This window comes from Streptomyces sp. NPDC096048, from assembly GCF_044763415.1.
In the GTDB taxonomy this organism is placed as follows: domain Bacteria; phylum Actinomycetota; class Actinomycetes; order Streptomycetales; family Streptomycetaceae; genus Streptomyces.
In genome coordinates, this window is sequence record NZ_JBIWGG010000016.1 from 146,256 (window position 1) to 163,979 (window position 17,724).

Annotated in this window: 14 protein-coding genes and 1 pseudogene; 3 read left to right on the plus strand and 12 right to left on the minus strand. The window is 71.7% G+C overall.

Annotated features, from left to right (window positions below; all coding sequences use genetic code 11):
* Positions 1 to 67: 67 nt before the first annotated feature.
* The 3 genes from ACIQ6R_RS34735 to bldG form a co-directional block, all read right to left on the minus strand.
* Complete coding sequence (locus ACIQ6R_RS34735; RefSeq protein ID WP_404185963.1) at positions 68 to 2,473, minus strand: sodium-translocating pyrophosphatase; 2,406 nt, start codon at positions 2,471 to 2,473, stop codon at positions 68 to 70.
* A 379-nt stretch (positions 2,474 to 2,852) separates the two neighbouring features.
* Positions 2,853 to 3,281, minus strand: coding sequence for an ATP-binding protein (locus ACIQ6R_RS34740; RefSeq protein ID WP_404185965.1), 429 nt, complete (start codon positions 3,279 to 3,281; stop codon positions 2,853 to 2,855).
* A 117-nt stretch (positions 3,282 to 3,398) separates the two neighbouring features.
* Positions 3,399 to 3,740, minus strand: coding sequence for an anti-sigma factor antagonist BldG (bldG, locus tag ACIQ6R_RS34745; protein WP_003975386.1), 342 nt, complete (start codon positions 3,738 to 3,740; stop codon positions 3,399 to 3,401).
* Between the two features lie 82 nt (positions 3,741 to 3,822).
* Here bldG and ACIQ6R_RS34750 point away from each other — a divergent pair, with 82 nt between their 5' ends.
* The gene (locus tag ACIQ6R_RS34750; RefSeq protein ID WP_404225831.1) at positions 3,823 to 6,534 is read left to right on the plus strand and encodes a DEAD/DEAH box helicase; all 2,712 of its coding nucleotides are present in this window, start codon (positions 3,823 to 3,825) and stop codon (positions 6,532 to 6,534) included.
* A gap of 54 nt (positions 6,535 to 6,588) precedes the next feature.
* On the opposite strand, the pseudogene ACIQ6R_RS34755 reads toward ACIQ6R_RS34750, so the two are convergent.
* The 7 genes and pseudogenes from ACIQ6R_RS34755 to ssd all read right to left on the minus strand — a co-directional run.
* Positions 6,589 to 7,011, minus strand: a pseudogene (locus tag ACIQ6R_RS34755) (Rv3654c family TadE-like protein); the annotation flags it as partial.
* A gap of 236 nt (positions 7,012 to 7,247) precedes the next feature.
* Positions 7,248 to 7,649, minus strand: a complete 402-nt coding sequence (locus ACIQ6R_RS34760; protein ID WP_404185969.1) for a TadE family type IV pilus minor pilin — start codon at positions 7,647 to 7,649, stop codon at positions 7,248 to 7,250.
* Entirely contained in the window at positions 7,636 to 7,848 is a 213-nt protein-coding gene (locus ACIQ6R_RS34765; RefSeq protein WP_404225833.1) for a DUF4244 domain-containing protein, read from the minus strand. Before ACIQ6R_RS34765 ends, ACIQ6R_RS34760 begins: the two co-directional genes overlap by 14 nt.
* A 96-nt stretch (positions 7,849 to 7,944) precedes the next feature.
* Positions 7,945 to 8,742 (minus strand): type II secretion system F family protein, encoded by a 798-nt coding sequence (locus tag ACIQ6R_RS34770; RefSeq protein WP_404225835.1) that lies wholly within the window; start codon positions 8,740 to 8,742, stop codon positions 7,945 to 7,947.
* Positions 8,739 to 9,614 (minus strand): type II secretion system F family protein, encoded by an 876-nt coding sequence (locus ACIQ6R_RS34775; protein WP_404225836.1) that lies wholly within the window; start codon positions 9,612 to 9,614, stop codon positions 8,739 to 8,741. The genes ACIQ6R_RS34770 and ACIQ6R_RS34775 overlap by 4 nt, the downstream gene beginning before the upstream one ends.
* Entirely contained in the window at positions 9,611 to 10,783 is a 1,173-nt protein-coding gene (locus ACIQ6R_RS34780) for a TadA family conjugal transfer-associated ATPase (RefSeq protein ID WP_404225838.1), read from the minus strand. Before ACIQ6R_RS34780 ends, ACIQ6R_RS34775 begins: the two co-directional genes overlap by 4 nt.
* A gap of 379 nt (positions 10,784 to 11,162) precedes the next feature.
* Positions 11,163 to 12,305, minus strand: coding sequence for a septum site-determining protein Ssd (ssd, locus tag ACIQ6R_RS34785; RefSeq protein WP_404225840.1), 1,143 nt, complete (start codon positions 12,303 to 12,305; stop codon positions 11,163 to 11,165).
* Between the two features lie 667 nt (positions 12,306 to 12,972).
* Between ssd and ACIQ6R_RS34790 the strand changes: the two genes are divergently transcribed.
* Entirely contained in the window at positions 12,973 to 13,830 is an 858-nt protein-coding gene (locus ACIQ6R_RS34790) for an HAD family hydrolase (protein WP_404185981.1), read from the plus strand.
* A gap of 417 nt (positions 13,831 to 14,247) precedes the next feature.
* Here ACIQ6R_RS34790 and ACIQ6R_RS34795 read toward each other — a convergent pair whose 3' ends face one another.
* Positions 14,248 to 15,072, minus strand: a complete 825-nt coding sequence (locus ACIQ6R_RS34795) for an oxidoreductase (protein ID WP_404185983.1) — start codon at positions 15,070 to 15,072, stop codon at positions 14,248 to 14,250.
* Positions 15,073 to 15,183: 111 nt separating this feature from the next.
* Here ACIQ6R_RS34795 and ACIQ6R_RS34800 point away from each other — a divergent pair, with 111 nt between their 5' ends.
* Entirely contained in the window at positions 15,184 to 16,164 is a 981-nt protein-coding gene (locus ACIQ6R_RS34800) for an ATP-binding protein (protein ID WP_404225842.1), read from the plus strand.
* 28 nt (positions 16,165 to 16,192) lie between these two features.
* On the opposite strand, the gene ACIQ6R_RS34805 is transcribed toward ACIQ6R_RS34800, so the two are convergent.
* Positions 16,193 to 17,479 (minus strand): hypothetical protein, encoded by a 1,287-nt coding sequence (locus tag ACIQ6R_RS34805; RefSeq protein ID WP_404225843.1) that lies wholly within the window; start codon positions 17,477 to 17,479, stop codon positions 16,193 to 16,195.
* Positions 17,480 to 17,724 lie beyond the last annotated feature (245 nt).

Below are 17,724 nucleotides of genomic sequence, written 5' to 3' on the forward strand. Positions count from 1 at the left end.
CGACGCGTCAACACGCGCCGTCCGCCCACCTTTTTGACCCGCGCCTCCGCGACGCTCCGACTCGGGCCTACGAAACCACCGCCGGATCGGCCGACTTGGGCTCCCGGTCTCCGTCGCCCTCGTCCCCCATGGCGATTCCGCGCCGCTTGGACACGTAGACCGCCGCGGCGATGACGAGGAACGCGACGACGGCGATCGCGACCCGTACGCCGATGCTCTTGTCGGCGCCGTAGGAGAACTTGATGACCGCCGGCGCGATGAGCAGCGCGACCAGGTTCATGACCTTCAGCAAGGGGTTGATCGCCGGACCGGCGGTGTCCTTGAACGGGTCGCCGACGGTGTCGCCGATGACGGTGGCGGCGTGGGCCTCGCTGCCCTTGCCGCCGTGGTGACCGTCCTCGACGAGTTTCTTGGCGTTGTCCCAGGAACCACCGGAGTTGGCGAGGAACACCGCCATCAGCGTGCCCGCGCCGATCGCGCCCGCCAGGAACGCTCCGAGCGCTCCCACGCCGAGCGTGAACCCGATGAAGATGGGCGCCATCACGGCGAGCAGCCCGGGCGTGGCGAGTTCCCGCAGGGCGTCCCGGGTGCAAATGTCGACGACCTTGCCGTACTCCGGTTTCTCGCTGTAGTCCATGATTCCGGGCCGCTCCCGGAACTGCCGCCGCACCTCGTAGACCACCGCCCCGGCAGACCGCGACACCGCGTTGATCGCCAGCCCCGAGAAGAGGAAGACGACCGCCGCGCCCGCGATGAGGCCGACCAGGTTGTTGGGCTGTGAGATGTCCATCATCAGGCTCATCGGCGCGCCCTCACCGCTGAGTTTCTCGCCCACGTCCGCCGCGCCGGTGGTGATGGCGTCGCGGTACGACCCGAACAGGGCCGCCGCCGCGAGGACGGCGGTGGCGATGGCGATGCCCTTGGTGATGGCCTTGGTGGTGTTGCCGACCGCGTCCAGGTCGGTGAGCACCTGGGCGCCGGCGCCCTCGACGTCGCCGGACATCTCGGCGATGCCCTGCGCGTTGTCGGAGACCGGCCCGAAGGTGTCCATGGCGACGATCACGCCGACCGTGGTGAGCAGGCCGGTGCCGGCCAGCGCCACCGCGAACAGCGCCAGCATGATCGACGTACCGCCGAGCAGGAAGGCCCCGTAGACGCCGAGGCCGATCAACAGGGCGGTGTAGACGGCGGATTCGAGACCGAGCGAGATGCCGGCGAGGACGACGGTGGCGGGGCCCGTGAGCGAGGACTTGCCGATGTCCTTGACGGGACGTCGGGTGGTCTCGGTGAAGTAGCCGGTGAGCTGCTGGATCAGGGCGGCGAGCACGATGCCGATCGCCACCGCGACGAGGGCGAGGATCCGCGGGTCGCCGTCCCGGCCGGCGATCGCCGCGTCGGTGACGCCGTCCAGCTCCGAGTACTTCCCGGGCAGGTAGACGAAGACGGCCACCGCCACCAGCACCAGCGAGATCACCGCGGAGATGAAGAAGCCCCGGTTGATCGCGCTCATGCCGCTGCGGTCGGACCGCCGGGGCGCCACCGCGAAGATGCCGATCATCGCCGTGATCACGCCGATCGCCGGCACCAGCAGCGGGAACGCGAGTCCCGCGTCGCCGAAGGCCACCTTGCCGAGGATCAGCGCGGCCACCAGGGTCACGGCGTACGACTCGAAGAGGTCGGCCGCCATGCCCGCGCAGTCGCCCACGTTGTCGCCCACGTTGTCGGCGATGGTCGCGGCATTGCGCGGATCGTCCTCCGGGATGCCCTGCTCGACCTTGCCGACCAGGTCGGCGCCGACGTCGGCGGCCTTCGTGAAGATGCCGCCGCCGACCCGCATGAACATCGCGATCAGCGCGGCACCGAGGCCGAAGCCCTCCAGCACCTTCGGCGCGTCGGCCGCGTACACCAGCACCACGCAGCAGGCGCCCAGCAGGCCGAGCCCCACCGTGAACATGCCGACCACGCCGCCCGTGCGAAATGCGATCTTCGTAGCTTTGTGCGAGACGAGGGTGAGATCCTTTTCCGGTTCGCCGGGGGCCGGTGTCGCTTCCCGCGCCGCCGCGGCGACGCGCACATTGCTGCGCACGGCGAGCCACATGCCGATATAGCCGGTGGCCGCCGAGAACGCCGCGCCGATCAGGAAGAAGATCGATCGTCCGGCCCGTTGATTCCAGTCGTCCGCGGGCAGCAGCATGAGCAGAAAGAACACGACGACGGCGAATACGCCGAGCGTGCGAAGCTGCCTGGCCAGATAGGCGTTCGCGCCTTCCTGGATGGCCGCCGCGATCTTCTTCATGCTGTCGGTTCCCTCGCCCGCCGCGAGTACCTGGCGCACCAGGACACCCGCGAGCACCAGCGCGGCCAGCGCGACGACCGCGACGACCGCCACCAGGACGCGGTTCGAGTCGGTCAGCACGGCGGCTGCGATGGTCGAGGTTTCGCCCAACTGATGAGGGGTGGAAAGCTCCGCCATTCGTCCTCCTTGACGCTTGGGCTGAGCTCAAGATGTGGACGGGATTGTAGGTACCGGAACCTGATCAAAACAGTGCACGACAAAAGGAATTGGCCTGTCAACCACAAGGGGCCCAGAAGTAGTAATGCCCTTCCGGCATTAACATCGTGATCCTTTTCCGCGCGATTGACCGGACGATTGACCGCACGACTGATCGTGAATTAATTCACTTAACGCCCGGTCGGCACCACTGTATGCGCGGACCTGGACTTCCGCACATGACGAAGGGCCCTACGAGGTAGGGCCCTTCGGGTGAGACGAGTGAAGCGGGTGAGACGAGTGAAACGGGTAAACGGGTGAAACAGGTGAAACTGGTGACTTCAGGGGGCCGAAGTGGGTGTCAGACCGGCGGCAGCACCGCCGGCGCGGTCGGCCAGGTCATGCGGATCAGTCCGCCGTCCTCGCCGGCCGTGACCTCCACGTCGTCGACGAGCCCGCTGATGACAGCGAGACCCATCTCGTCCTCCTCGGCCTCCACGTCGTCGACGGCGCCCGGGTCTCCGGCCCCGGGTACCGCGTGCGGCGCCTCGTCGCCGACCTCGATGGAGAACTGCTTCTCCTCCTCGATCAGCGACACCTTGACCGGCGCCGTGATGCCGACGTGCTGATGCAGACCCACAGCCCGGGTACAGGCCTCGCCGACGGCGAGCCTGACCTCGTCGAGGACGGCCTCGTCCACTCCGGCCCTGCGTGCCACCGCCGCCGCCACCAGACGGGCGGTGCGGACATGCTCGGGCAGCGCGCTGAAGCGGAGTTCAACGGTGGCCATGCATCCCCCTCAGAACTACGGGCGTGCTTTCGAGGGTCCGGGCCGCCGACAGCCCGGACCCCCCTTGTTCTACTTTGTTCTACTGCCGTCCCGGGCCCAAGGGCCCGGGACCGGTCGTCAGTCGGTGGCCGCCACCGCTTCCTCGACCGAGGTGTGAATGGGGAACACCTTGGTGAGGCCGGTGATACGGAAGATCTTGAGAATGCGCTCCTGGTTGCAGACCAGGCGCAGCGAGCCCTCATGGGCACGCACCCGCTTCAGTCCGCCGACCAGCACGCCGAGCCCGGTGGAGTCGAGGAAGTCCACGCCCTCCATGTCGACGACGAGGTGGAAACTCCCGTCGTTCACGAGCTCGACCAGCTGCTCACGCAGCTTGGGCGCGGTGTATACGTCAATTTCGCCACCGACCTCGACGACCGTACGATCGCCGACGGTACGGGTCGACAGGGACAGGTCCACGGATCCTCCAGCACCTTGCTATCGAGCGGTCGTCCCTCGGGACACCTCGGCTTGAAGCCCCCAGGACGGTTCGCCAGCCGCGATGGCATTCAATCACTTACCGGCAGGCGTGCACGACGCCTTGGTCCCATTGTCCGTCACGCCGGTGACAGACTCGGTGCCGATGGCCAAGAATCACCGACCCGATCGACCCCCGGCGGAGCCCGGCTCCAGGCCGGAACCGGGCATGCTCCTGGACCGGCTCGCCGCGGGACCGAGCCGGGCTGCGCGCATCACTCATACGGAGCACTTGCCCCCACGTGCGGGCCGTCATGCCGTCTGGCCGGACCGGATTCGCCCGGAGGTCCTCGCGGCGGTGCGGGCCGCGGGCATCGAACACCCCTGGGCCCACCAGGCACGCGTGGCCGAGCACGCCCTGGACGGCGACTCGGTGGTCGTCGCCACGGGCACCGCGTCGGGCAAGTCCCTGGCGTACCTGGTGCCGGTGCTGTCGACGCTCCTGGACGGATCCGAGGCCCCCAACGGGCGTGGCGCCACCGCCCTCTACCTGGCTCCGACCAAGGCGCTGGCCGCCGATCAGTGCCGGTCCGTGAAGGAACTTTCACAACCTCTGGGCACATCCGTACGGACCGCCGTGTACGACGGCGACACGCCGTTCGAGGAACGCGAGTGGATCCGCCAGTACGGCACCTACGTGCTGACCAACCCGGACATGCTGCACCGCGGCATCCTGCCGTCCCACCCCCGCTGGTCCTCCTTCCTGAAGTCGCTGAAATACGTCGTCGTCGACGAGTGCCACACCTACCGGGGCGTCTTCGGCTCCCATGTCGCCCAGGTGCTGCGCAGATTGCGCCGACTGTGTGCCCGCTACGGCGCGTCGCCCGTCTTCCTGCTCGCCTCCGCCACCGCGGCGGAGCCCTCGGTGGCGGCCCGCCGGCTCACCGGCCTGCCGGTGGTCGAGGTCGCCGACGACGCCTCACCGCGCGGTGAACTGGTGTTCGCCCTCTGGGAACCGCCGCTGACCGAGATGGAGGGCGAGAAGGGCGCGCCGGTCCGCCGCACGGCCACCGCCGAGGCCGCCGATCTGCTCACCGACCTCACCGTGCAGGGGATGCGTTCGATCACCTTCGTACGCTCCCGGCGCGGCGCCGAGCTGATCTCGGTGATCGCCCAGGAACGTCTGGCCGAGGTCGACCGCTCGCTGCCCCGGCGCGTGGCGGCGTACCGCGGCGGCTACCTCCCCGAGGAGCGCCGCGCCCTGGAACGTGCCCTGCACTCCGGCGAACTCCTCGGCCTCGCGGCGACGAACGCCCTCGAACTCGGCCTCGACATCTCCGGCCTGGACGCCGTCGTGATCGCCGGCTACCCGGGCACCCGGGCGTCACTGTGGCAGCAGGCGGGCCGGGCGGGGCGGTCCGGGCAGGGGGCCCTCGCGGTACTGGTGGCCCGCGACGATCCGCTGGACACCTACCTCGTCCACCACCCCGAGGCCCTGTTCGACCAGCCCGTGGAGTCCACGGTCCTCGACCCCGACAACCCGTACGTCCTCGCCCCCCACCTGTGCGCGGCGGCGGCCGAGCTGCCCCTGACCGACGAGGACCTGACGCTGTTCGGCCCCGCCTGCGAGGAGTTGCTTCCCCAACTGGAGGCGGCCAGGCTGCTGCGCCGCCGGACGCGGGCCTGGCACTGGACGCGCCGGGAGAGGGCCGCAGACCTCACCGACATCCGCGGGGAGGGCGGACGACCGGTCCAGGTCGTCGAGGCGGGGACGGGCCGGCTGCTGGGCACGGTGGACGCCGGCGCCGCCCACACCACGGTCCACGAGGGCGCCGTACACCTCCACCAGGGCCGCACGTATCTCGTCCGCTCCCTCGACCTGGAGGACTCCGTCGCGCTGGTCGAGGAGGCCACTCCCGCCTACTCGACGGTCGCCCGCGACACGACGGCGATCTCGGTCCTGGAGACCGACATCGAGGTCCCCTGGGGCGACGGACGCCTGTGCTACGGCTCCGTCGAGGTCACCAACCAAGTGGTCTCCTTCCTGCGCCGGCGCCTCATCACCGGCGAGATCCTGGGTGAGACGAAGCTGGACCTCCCTCCTCGGACGCTGCGCACCCGCGCGGTGTGGTGGACGGTCACCGAGGACCAGCTGGACGCGGCCCGGATCAACCCCGAGATCCTCGGCGGGGCCCTGCACGCCGCCGAGCACGCCTCGATCGGCATGCTGCCCCTGTTCGCGACCTGCGACCGCTGGGACATCGGCGGCGTATCGGTCCCCCTGCACCCGGACACGCTGCTGCCGACGGTCTTCGTCTACGACGGCCACCCCGGCGGCGCGGGTTTCGCCGAGCGCGCCTTCCACACGGCCCGCGACTGGCTCACGGCCACCCGGGAGGCCATCGCCTCCTGCGAGTGCGACGCCGGCTGCCCGTCCTGCATCCAGTCCCCCAAGTGCGGCAACGGCAACGATCCGCTGCACAAGCGGGGGGCCGTTCGGCTGCTCACGGTGCTGTTGCGGGGAGCGGCGGGACGAAGCGCGGAAGCGGGGACGGGCGCGGGCACGGAGGCGGGCCCCGGACCGGAGGCAGGCCCCGGACCGGAGGCGGGCGCGGGACCGGAGGCGGGCCCCGGACCGGAGGCGGGCCCGGGACCGGAGGTGGACCCGGGACCGGAGGCGGGCCCGGGCCCGGAGGTGGACCCGGGACCGGAGGCAGGCCCCGGACCGGAGGCGGGCCCCGGACCGGAGGCGGGCCCCGCCGCCGGTACGAAGGCGGCGGGTACGGAGGCCGGGTAGGCGCCACCTCGGCCAAGTGCTCCCTCGGCGGGACACCGGTCGCCGGGACACCGGTCAGCGGGGCAGCCGCCCTAGGGCATCCGCCCCCGGGGCGCCCGCCGGTGAGGCGACCTCCCCACGGACACCCGCCGGTAAGACGCCCGCCCCCGGTACGTCCGTCACCGGCCCCGCTCTCGCCCGGACCTCCGCCGCGAACGGACCTCGGCCGGACGCCGCCGTCACGTCCGAGACCTGACCGGTGAGCACGCACCGCACCAGTCGCGCCCCCTGGGCCCGCGCGATCTGGTCCGCCCTGGCACACGCGGCCGGGCCGCCCCGTGCCCAGTGGTCCGCCGCCGCGAGCGCCGCCAAATCGGCACCGCCGGCCGCGCGATGCCGGGCCACGACGGCCTGGCCCAGAGCCAGCACGATGCCGAACACCAGGCACAGGACGGCGACGGCGCCGACGCTCCAGACCGTTGCGGACCCTCTGTCGGAGCCGCCTCCGAAGCGGGAACCACACCCGGATCCGGAGGCAGTGTCCGAGGCAGAGCCGGATCCGGAGGCAGTGTCCGAGGCAGAGCCTGATCCGGATCCGGGTTCGGTGGCAGAGCCCGCCCCCGTGTCCCAGCCAAAGCCAGTGGCCGAGCCCACGCCGGACCCAACGCCCGCGCCAGCGCCAGCGCCAGCGCCAACGCATCGGCCGGTCTCCGACCGGAGCAGGACACCGTCCCTCATGGCCCCGCCCCCGCCGTCTGCTCCACCGAAGCCACGGCCTCCTCCCGGACCTCGAAGGGCAGCCCGTGCCACGCCGGTGGCTCGGCCACCACGGTCACGCGGACCTGGCCCGCCTCCCGGCTGACCGTGACCCGCGCCCCGCGCGGCGCCGCCTCTCTCGTGACCTCGACGACCGCGTCGGCCGGATCCTGACGGGCCGCCGCGCGGGCGCCCGTCCGAGCCGCGTCCACGCACTGGATCTGAGCGGCCACCACGAGCAGCCCGTACACCAGCGCCATCGCGAACACCACCAGCACCGGCAGCACCACGGCCGTCTCCGCCGTCACGAAGCCCCTGTCGGAGTGACCGGCGAGGCCTCTGCGGGCTCCCGCCCTCGCTGCCCGCTCACATCCGCGCATCGAGTGCCTGCTTCACGATGCCCTGCAGCTCCGCGCTGACCGCGCCGCTCGTCACCACCTTGTAGAGGACCACGGCGAACGCCACCGCCGCGACGATCCCCATCGCGTACTCCGAAGTGACCATCCCGGCGTCCCGCCGCGCCACCCGTACTGCTCCGCACACCAGGGCACTCAGCCGTGCCCGTACCGCCTGATACATCGCAACCCCCGTAAGGTCCGTTCCCGTTGCCACTTGCTCGTCCGTCGTCGGTCGACTCACTCGCGGGCCCGGCGCCCGCCCGCCCTCGCCGTTCCGTCAGCCGCCACCTCCTCCGTCTCCCAGCGCCCCGCTCGCGAGCCCGATCACCACCGGCAGTACGCCCACCGCGATGAACGCGGGCAGGAAGCACAGCCCCACCGGCGCGGTGACCATGACGGCCGCCCGGCGGGCCCGGGCGGTCGTGGCGCGGCCCCAGTCGGCACGGGCCCGGGCGGCGAGCCGGGCGACCGGACCGGCCGCGGGCAGGCCGGACACGTCGGCCCGTTCCAGCAGCCGCGCCAGCGGACCCGCGCCCGGAATCGCGGCCAAGTCCCGCCAGGAACCGCCCGGTTCACCACCGAGCCTGACCTCGGCGGCGCCGCGGCCCAACGCGTCTCCGACGGGCCCGCCGAGAGCGTCGCCCACCGCCTGTGCCGCGGCCACCGGTCCGGCGCCCGCCGCGATGCACGCGGCCAGCAGATCGGCCGCCAACGGCATCTGGCGGGCGGCTTCCGCGGCAACGGTCTCCGCAGCGGCCGTACCGGAGGCTGCCCGTCGGGAGCGCCATCGCCACAGCGCCGCCGCGCCCAGGAGCCCCACCACGACTCCGGCTCCACCCCCGACCAGGGCCCAGCCGGCGCCCACCGTGCCCACCAGCGGCAGGCATCCGCGCACGGCGCCCAGCACCTCGACGCGTCGTGGGACGGCGCGGGCCGGTCGCGGGGTCAGCAGTGCGGTGAGCCGTCCGCGTACCTTCCGCTCCCGGCGCGCGGCCCCGACCGCGCGCGCCAGCCATCCGGCCACCAGCACCGTCCCCACCACTGCCCCCAGCCTGTGGACAACCTCGCCGTTCACGACACCGCCTCCGCCGCACGCACGATCCGCGTCACCCACCACACGCCCAGGCCCTCCAGAACCCCGCCGGCCAGCAGACAGCCCAGCCCGGGTCCGGTGTGCAGCAGCACGTGCAGCGGGTCGGCACCGAGGGCGAAGCCGAGCAGGAGGCCCAGGGCCGGCAGGCCGGCGAGCATCACCGCCGTGGCGCGAGCGCCCGCCAACTGGGCTCGCAGGTCGGAGCGCTGGTCCCGTTCGGCACGCAGTGCGCCTTCCAGCCGGTCGAGCCCGGCCGCCAGCCCGGCACCCTGGTCCACGGCGACCCGCCAGCACGCCGCCAGCCCTCGCAGCCCCTCGGCGCCCGGCTGCCGCGCCGCCGCCGCGAGCGCCCCCGGGACGTCCCCGCCGAACCGGGCCGCCGCCAGCACCGCCGCCTGTGCTTCACCGAGCCCTCCGGAGTCGTGGGCGGCACACAACAACGCCTCGCCCGGCTGCCGCCCCGCGCGCACCTCCCCGGCGAGCGCCCCGCACAACGCGATCACCCCGTCCCGCAGGCGTTCCCGGGCCCGCCGTGCCCGGCCGGCCAGCCGCGTCCGCCGCAGCACCGGCACCCCGGCCGCCCCCGCGACGACCGGCAGCACCGAGTTGCCCAGCACCGCCAGCAGCAGCCCGGCCGCGAACGACCACCACTCGGGCCGCAACCGGCCACGGACTCGCCGCAGCCCGTCCGTCGCCCGGCGCAGTGTGGGTGGCCCGGTGCCGACCGCCACGCCGTCGGCGAGCATCAGCCGCGCGCGCCGGGCCCCGGAGTGCCACCCGCTCCCGGCCGCCCAGGCCGCCGCCCCCAGACACACCAGGGCAACGCCCGTCGACAGCTCAACCGTCCCCGTCACCTGTACGCCTCCCGTCCAGCGGCTCGCATGTCGAGCCCGTCACCGCTGAGCAGCTCCCGCAGCCGCTCCCACCCGCGCTCGGCCACGAAGGCCTCCGCTCCCCACCGCAGCGCCGGCACCGTCCGCACCAGCCCCGACGGGTCGCGCTCCAGTACGTGCACCTCGGCGATCCGGCGCCGTCCAGCCCTGTCCCGTACCAAGTGCAGGACGACCGAGAGGGCAGCCGCGAGCTGGCTGTGCAGGGCCGCCCGGTCGAGGCCCGCGGCCGTGCCGAGCGCCTCCAGCCGGGCCGGTACGTCGGCGGCGGCGTTGGCGTGTACCGTCCCGCAGCCGCCCTCGTGGCCGGTGTTCAACGCCGCGAGCAGATGGACCACTTCTGGTCCTCGCACCTCGCCGACGACCAGCCGGTCCGGTCGCATGCGCAGCGCCTGCCGCACCAGGTCCTCCAGGGTCACCAGGCCCGCGGCCTCCTGGTTGGCGGGTCTCGTCTCCAGGCGGACGACGTGCGGATGGTCCGGCCGCAGCTCCGCCGAGTCCTCGGCGAGCACGATGCGCTCGTCCGGTCCGACGAGCCCGAGCAGCGCGCTCAGCAGTGTCGTCTTGCCGCTGCCGGTGCCACCGCTGACGAGGAAGGACAGCCGTGCTCCCAGCAGCGCGCGCAGTACGCGGTCACCGCCGGGCGGCACGGTGCCGGCCGCCGCGAGTTCGTCGAGGGTGAAGGCGCGCGGCCGCACCACCCGTAGGGACAGACACGTGCAGCCGACGGCGACCGGAGGGAGTACCGCGTGCAGCCGGGTGCCGTCGGGCAGCCGGGCGTCCACCCACGGCCGGGCGTCGTCCAGCCGACGCCCCGCGACCGTGGCGAGGCGCTGCGCGAGCCGCCGTACCGCACCGGCGTCCGGGAAGGAGACCGTCGTCAGTTCGAGGCCGCCGCCCCGGTCCACCCAGACCCGATCCGGGGCGGAGACCAGTACGTCGGTCACCGACGGGTCGGCGAGCAGCGGTTCCAGTGGCCCGCTGCCGACGAGTTCCGACCTCAGCTGCTCGGCGGCGCCGAGGATCTCGGCGTCCCCGAGCACCCGCCCCTGCTCCCGCAGGGCCTGCGCCACACGCGCGGGCGTCGGTTCCGCCCCGCTCTCGGCAAGCCACCGCCGGACGCCGTCCAGCATCCCGGCAGCCGGGCCCGGGCCCCTTCCGCAAGTCGCCGTCGGCGTCCGCCCGGAGGCCGCCCCCGGGAGCCGGAACCGTCCAACGGCCGACCCCGCGGGCCCAGCGGAAGCCCCTCCAGGAGACGTCCGGGTAGCCCAGCCCGGGACCATCCGCGCAGCCGACTCCGCGGGAGTCCCGGAAGACCGGCCGCCCCGGCCATCTCCCACGGACCGCCCCTCGGGCGCCCGCCCCGCAGACAGCCCGGAGGCCCGCCCGGCAAACCCCCCGGAGGCCCGCCCCGCGAACCCCGCGCCCGGCACCCCGCCAGAAACCCCCGCCCCCACCACTACCCGCCTCTCGCCACTCGCCCCGTCGCCCCACACGCCACCAGTCGCCCTCTCAGAGCCCGTCAGCGCCCTCATGCGTCCCTCCCGTCTCCACCAGCGCCCGCTCCCAGAACTCCCGGCAGAAGCGCGCGAGCGGCCCGCGTGCGGACGCGCCCGGGGGACGCCTGCTCTCGGTGGCGCGCAGGAGCCCGGACTCGACGGGCACCTCGCCGGCCAGGGGCAGCCCGAGCAGCCGGGCCACCTCGCGGTCGTCGAGTCCGGAGCCGTACGGCCCGCGCACCGCGACCCGGAGGTCGCGCAGGACCATGCCGACCGCGGCGGCCACCCGGCCGGCCGCCGCGACGGCCCGCAGTTCGGCCGGGACGACGAGGAGGCCGACGTCGAGTTGGGCGAGGACCTCGGCGACGCCGTCGTCGATCCGGCGCGGCAAGTCGACGACGACCGTGCCGCCGCGGCGCCTGGCCGCCGCGAGCACCGCCCGTACGGCCTGGGGCGGCACCGTGACGCGGTCCCCCCGGTCCCAGCTGAGCACCCGCAGCGAGTGCAGCTCGGGCAGCGACTCCTCCAGGGCGCCGCCGCCGACCCGCCCCCGCGAGGCCGCGAACGCGGGCCACCTGAGCCCCTCGGCCGTCTCACCGCCGAGGAGCACGTCGAGTCCGCCGCCCAGCGGGTCGGCGTCCACCAGAAGGCTGCGCAGCCCCTCTCGTGCGGAGCTGACGGCGAGTGCGCAGGCCAGCGTGGACGCTCCGGCGCCGCCTCGGCCGCCGATGACGCCGACGGTGAGAGCGGGCCGGCCGACTCCCTCGGCGACGTCGGCGATGCGGTCGACCAGCCACTGCTCGCCGTCGGGCAGCATCAGGACGTGGTCGGCGCCGATCTCGACGGCCCGCTGCCAGACCCCCGAGTCGTCCTGGTCACGGCCCACGAGGACCACTCCTCGTCTCCGTACGGCCCCGCGTACACGTCGCGCGGCGTCGTCGCCGACGAGCACGAGCGGCGCGGTTTCCCAGCCACCCCGCAGTGCGGAGGCAGAGGGCGCCGCGGGCACCGAGTGGTGCACTTCGGGCGTGGCGCCGGCCGCCGCGCACAGGCGCAGCAGGTCGTCGAGGAGTTCGTTGTCCTCGGTGACGATCAATGGTCCGCTCTGCCGCCCTCCGGCGGCGGGCGGCGGATCCTGGGTGATGGTTCCGGTCATGGCTTGTCTCCCCCTTCGCCGCGACTCCCGCGGTCGCGTCCGACTTCTGTGACCTCGCGCAGCCCTTGCGGCCCCGCGATTCCCAACCGTGTGAAGAACCGGCAAACGGTCCCCACGTGAACGGCCGACGTGAACACCCGACTTGGACACCGACTTGCGCGTCGGCTTGAACACCGGTCGAACCCGCCATACGCATCCGGCAAACGGAACCGGCCGTGGAAGTCGGTGCGGCCCGGACGCATGGGAATCACGGTGCAGCGATCCGGAAAATCGTGTGGATCTTGGTCAAAAACTGTGGACAACTCAACGATTGTGAATATCGCGTCACTCAAACCGGTGAGCCCGACGCACACCGCCCCACCCCGTGTACGACTCCCGCAGAGCAGTCCGACGACTACCGTGCGTAGCAGACCATGCACATGACATGTCACGCGCATCCGCGCCACCACACCCCGAAACCGGGGGCTGGAAGTGAGGAAAAACCCACCCGGACATGCGACGACCCCCGCCGGGGGGGAGAGCGGGGGTCGTCTCCACGGCCGACTCGGGGGGGGAGGAGTCGGACCGGGTTAGCACGGTCGCGAACGATCCGTGACTTCCATGGTGTACCCGAGAGCCATCTCAGGCAAACCCACGCGCCCCACCTTACGCCGAATGGGCTGCGCCTATGCTCGGGGTCGTGGAAAACCACTCCTTGCCCCACTCCTTGCGGCACTCCTTGCCCCGCACAGCCGCCTTCTTTGACCTGGACAAGACGGTCATTGCGAAGTCGAGCACGCTCACGTTCAGCAAGTCGTTCTACCAAGGCGGGCTGATCAACCGCAGGGCAGTGTTGCGTACCGCATATGCCCAGTTCGTCTTCCTCGCGGGCGGAGCCGACCACGACCAGATGGAGCGGATGCGCGAGTATCTCTCCGCGCTGTGCCGCGGCTGGAACGTCCAGTTGGTCAAGGAACTCGTCGCCGAGACCCTGCACGACCTGATCGACCCGATCATCTACGACGAGGCCGCCTCCCTGATCGAGGAGCACCACACCGCCGGCCGCGACGTCGTGATCGTCTCCACGTCGGGCGCCGAGGTCGTCGAGCCGATCGGTGAGCTGCTCGGCGCGGACCGGGTGGTGGCGACCCGCATGATCGTGGGCGACGACGGCTGTTTCACGGGAGAGGTGGAGTACTACGCGTACGGCCCGACCAAGGCGGAGGCGATCCAGGAGCTGGCCAAGTCCGAGGGGTACGACCTGGCCCGCTGCTACGCCTACAGCGACTCGGCGACCGACCTGCCGATGCTGGAGTCCGTCGGACATCCCCACGCGGTGAACCCGGACCGGGCTCTGCGCCGCGAGGCTCTCGCGCGCGAGTGGCCGATTCTCGATTTCCACCGTCCGGTGCGGCTCAAGCAACGGATCCGTGGTTTCTCGGTGCCCCCGCGTCCGGCGCTCGTCGCAGCCGCCGCGATAGGCGCCGCCGCGGCCACCGCAGGCCTCGTCTGGTACGCGAGCCGACGGCGGTCCGCAGCGGCCTGAACCGCTGAACCGGATCCACCCTTTCACCCGCGTATGAGCGCAAAAGTAAAGAAGTGCGGTCGGCACTTCCGCTTGCTTCGGGGCAGGAGTACAAAGGAGTCAACGGCCCGCGAGACCAGGGACATCCGAAAGGATCACCTTAAGAACGCATTTGGCCCCACGGACCGAGCATGAACATCGGGCACCCACGCGACGTCGACCCGTCGATTACGGGCCAGCCGCACCAGGTGACGGGCAAAGCTCCCGACCTGATGGGCAACACATCGAGGACGCCTGGTATCCCGGTGGTCGTGCCAGCGGCGGTACGAGCAGTCGTACCGCCGCATTTTTCCGTCTCGCGTGCCTCTCGTACGGCTCTCGTGCGCTTCTTGAGCGCCTCCCGACCGCCCCTCCCGACCGCCTCTGTCGCGTCCTCGCCTACGCCGCCCCGCGCTGGAGCGCCTCGCACACCGCCGTCGACTCGCGCGCGCCCAGTTCGACCGCCCTGCCGCAGTGGGCGATCCAGGCGGCCATGCCCTCCGGCGTTCCGGAGACGTAGCCGTCGAGCGCCGCCAAGTAGGCCGCGCGTCCCAGCTCTGCGTGGCCGACCTCGGCCGGGCAGACCGACTTCGGGTCCAGACCGCTGTTGATCAGAACGATGCGCTCGGCCGCGCGCGCGACCAGGCCGTTGTGCGTCGTGAAGGGACGCAGCGCCATGAGTTCGCCGTGCACGACGGCCGCCGTCACCAGCGCCGGCGCGGACCCGCCCGCCATGACCAGCGCGGCCAGGCCGTCCAGGCGGCCGTGCGCCTCCTCGGCGCCGGGCAGCGGCAGCTCCACGAGCGGTTCGTCCACCGGCTCGCCCGCCTGGCGGGGCCGTCCCACCTGGTCGGCCTTGTCCGCGGCCGCCACCAGGTGCAGCCGGGCCAGCACCCGCAGCGGGGACTGCCGCCAGATGGACAGCAGCTGGCCCGCCTCGGCGGTCAGCCGCAGGGCCGCACCCACCGCACGCGCCTCGTCGTCGCCACTGAAATCGGTCCGCCTGCGCACCTCCTCCAGGGCCCAGTCCGCCCCGGACAGCGCCGCCGAGCCCCGGGCGCCGCGCAGGGCCGCCTCGGAGGTGATCTCGTTGCTGCGGCGCCGCATGACCCGGTGGCCGTAGACCCGGTCCACGGCCTTGCGTACGGACTCCACGGACTCGGCCACGCCGGGCAGTGCGCCCAGGGCCGCGAGCGGATCGGCGGTCGCGCCTGTCGTACTCATGAGTACGACCCTACGCATCCCGGCGCCACACCCCACGAACGAGTGGTCTTCTTCACGTAGCCACGGACTCTCGTGCGACCTACAGCTACCGCGCTACTACTCTTGGTGAACATGAAAATTGCTTTCGTCGGGAAGGGCGGCAGCGGCAAGACCACCCTGTCCTCCCTGTTCGTCCGTCATCTCGCCGCCACCGGGGCACCCGTCGTCGCGATCGACGCCGACATCAACCAGCACCTGGGTACCGCGCTGGGGCTCGACGAGGCGGAGGCGACCGGGCTGCCCGCGATGGGCGAGCACCTCCCGCTGATCAAGGACTACCTGCGCGGCACCAACCCGCGCATCGCCTCCGCCGAGAAAATGATCAAAACCACCCCGCCCGGCGAGGGCTCCCGCCTGCTGCGGGTACGCGAGGACAACCCGGTCTACGACGCCTGCGCCCGGCCGGTGGAACTGGACGGCGGGGCCGTCCGTTTGATGGTCACGGGGCCCTTCACGGACGCCGACCTGGGCGTCGCCTGCTATCACTCCAAGACGGGAGCGGTGGAGCTGTGCCTGAACCATTTGGTGGACGGCCGTGACGAGTACGTCGTGGTCGACATGACCGCCGGCTCGGACTCGTTCGCCTCCGGCATGTTCACCCGCTTCGACATCACGTTCCTCGTCGCCGAACCGACCCGGAAGGGGGTTTCCGTCTACCGCCAGTACAAGGAGTACGCCCGCGACTTCGGCATCGCCCTGAAGGTCGTCGGCAACAAGGTGCAGGGGCCGGACGACCTCGACTTCCTCCGTGAAGAGGTGGGCGACGACCTGCTGGTGACCGTCGGGCACTCGGACTGGGTGCGCGCCATGGAGAAGGGCCGGCCACCTCTGTTCGAGCTCCTGGAGGACGCCAACCGCCGTGCGCTCGGCGTCCTGCACACGGCCGTCGACGCGACGTACGAGCTGCGCGACCGGGAGCGCTACACGCGCCAGATGGTCCACTTCCACGTGAAGAACGCCCGCAGCTGGGGCAACGAGCGCACCGGGGCCGACCTGGCGGCGCAGGTCGACCCCGGGTTCGTCCTCGGCGAGGGAGTCGTCGCCCCGGCGTGACGGCGCCCTCGCCGTCACGCCGCCTGGGCTACCGCTTGACGGCCGGCGCCCCGGGCACGCCCTTCGGCGCCGGTGCGGGGGCGGCCGAGAGGAAGGACGCCCAGCCCTTCTTCGGGGCCTCACCGACGTCCAGGGTGCGCAGCTTCTTCAGGACCTTCGGGTCCTGGGCGTCCAGCCAGTCCGCGAGCTGCCGGAAGGAGACGCAGCGCACGTCGTCCTTGGTGCACACCCCCTCGATGACCTCCTCGATGGCACGCATGTAGGTGCCGCCGTTCCAGGACTCGAAGTGGTTGCCGATGATCAGAGGTGCACGGTTGCCGTCGTAGGCCCGCTGGAAGCCCTGGAGCAGGCCGTCGCGCATCTGGTCGCCCCAGAACTCGTGCTTGGCGGGGTCGCCCTGGGTGGTGGTGCCCGACTGGTTGACCATGAAGTTGTAGTCCATGGTGAGCTGCTCGAAGGTGTGTCCGGGGAAGGGCACGAGCTGCATCGACAGGTCCCACAACTCCTGTTTCTTCTTCGGCCAGACCTGGTTGTTCACGCCGCTGCTGTCGTAGCGGAAGCCCATCTCGGCGGCGGCCCGCACGAAGTTCTTCTGGCCCTCCAGGCACGGGGTGCGGGCGCCGATCAGCTCCTTGTCGTAGTCGAAGGGCAGGGGTGCCGCGTTCTTCGCCCCGGTGTTGGTCTTCCAGGTCTTCACGAACTGCTTGGCCTGGCTGATCTCGTCCTTCCACTCCTCGACGGACCACTCGCCGACCCCGCCGCCGGGTCCGCAGAAGTGGCCGTTGAAGTGGGTGCCGATCTCGTTGCCCTCCAGCCACGCCAGCCGCAGCTGCTTGACGGTGTCGGCGATGCCCTGCTCGTCGTTGAAGCCGATGTCGGAGCGGCCCGGGGAGTGCTGCGGCGGCCGGTACAGGTCCCGCTTCTCCTTCGGCAGCATGTACACGCCGCTCAGGAAGTACGTCATCGTCGCGTTGTTCTCCTTGGCCACTTCACGGAAGTGGGAGAACAGTCTCTGGCTGTCCTCGCCCGCGCCGTCCCAGGAGAACACCACGAACTGCGGGGGCTTCTGGCCGGGCTTGAGGCGCTCGGGGCGGGGCAGGTGCGGCTGGGCTCCGGTGTACGCGGTGGAACCGTCGCCGATGAGCCGGACCGCATTCTTGGGCGCCGGCGCCGCTTTCCCCTTCTTCTCCTTCTGCGGACCCTGCGTCCCTTCACCGGAACCGTTACCGCTGCCGATCGCGCAACCGGCGAGCGACGCGGCGCAGACCGCGACGGCGATCGCGGTGCGCGCGGCGATCCTGCGGGTGGCGGCCATGTTCCGCCCACCTTCTTCCTTCTCTCGGGCCAACGCCGACGAGGGCGATGTCGGGTGCTGAGCCGGGACGTGCCGTCAGCGCCGTCAAGGTGGCACGAATGCGAGAAGGAATTAGTACGACAAGCCGATGAAAAGCTCGATTCACCTGCTTGAGCGGCCCATTACTCCATTTGCGCGAAAAGTCTATGCCTCTTCTTTACTCTGAATTACGATCTGTTTACAGAGCGCAACAACCGAGCGCTCGG

Coding starts and splice junctions, on each gene's coding strand:
- ACIQ6R_RS34735 (WP_404185963.1), bottom strand. CDS start 2,473: ATGGCGGAGCTTTCCACCCCTCATCAGTTGGGCGAAACCTCGACCATC.
- ACIQ6R_RS34740 (WP_404185965.1), bottom strand. CDS start 3,281: ATGGCCACCGTTGAACTCCGCTTCAGCGCGCTGCCCGAGCATGTCCGC.
- ACIQ6R_RS34750 (WP_404225831.1), top strand. CDS start 3,823: ATGGCATTCAATCACTTACCGGCAGGCGTGCACGACGCCTTGGTCCCA.
- ACIQ6R_RS34760 (WP_404185969.1), bottom strand. CDS start 7,649: ATGCGCGGATGTGAGCGGGCAGCGAGGGCGGGAGCCCGCAGAGGCCTC.
- ACIQ6R_RS34765 (WP_404225833.1), bottom strand. CDS start 7,848: ATGTATCAGGCGGTACGGGCACGGCTGAGTGCCCTGGTGTGCGGAGCA.
- ACIQ6R_RS34780 (WP_404225838.1), bottom strand. CDS start 10,783: ATGCTGGACGGCGTCCGGCGGTGGCTTGCCGAGAGCGGGGCGGAACCG.
- ssd (WP_404225840.1), bottom strand. CDS start 12,305: ATGACCGGAACCATCACCCAGGATCCGCCGCCCGCCGCCGGAGGGCGG.
- ACIQ6R_RS34790 (WP_404185981.1), top strand. CDS start 12,973: ATGCTCGGGGTCGTGGAAAACCACTCCTTGCCCCACTCCTTGCGGCAC.
- ACIQ6R_RS34795 (WP_404185983.1), bottom strand. CDS start 15,072: ATGAGTACGACAGGCGCGACCGCCGATCCGCTCGCGGCCCTGGGCGCA.
- ACIQ6R_RS34800 (WP_404225842.1), top strand. CDS start 15,184: ATGAAAATTGCTTTCGTCGGGAAGGGCGGCAGCGGCAAGACCACCCTG.
- ACIQ6R_RS34805 (WP_404225843.1), bottom strand. CDS start 17,479: ATGGCCGCCACCCGCAGGATCGCCGCGCGCACCGCGATCGCCGTCGCG.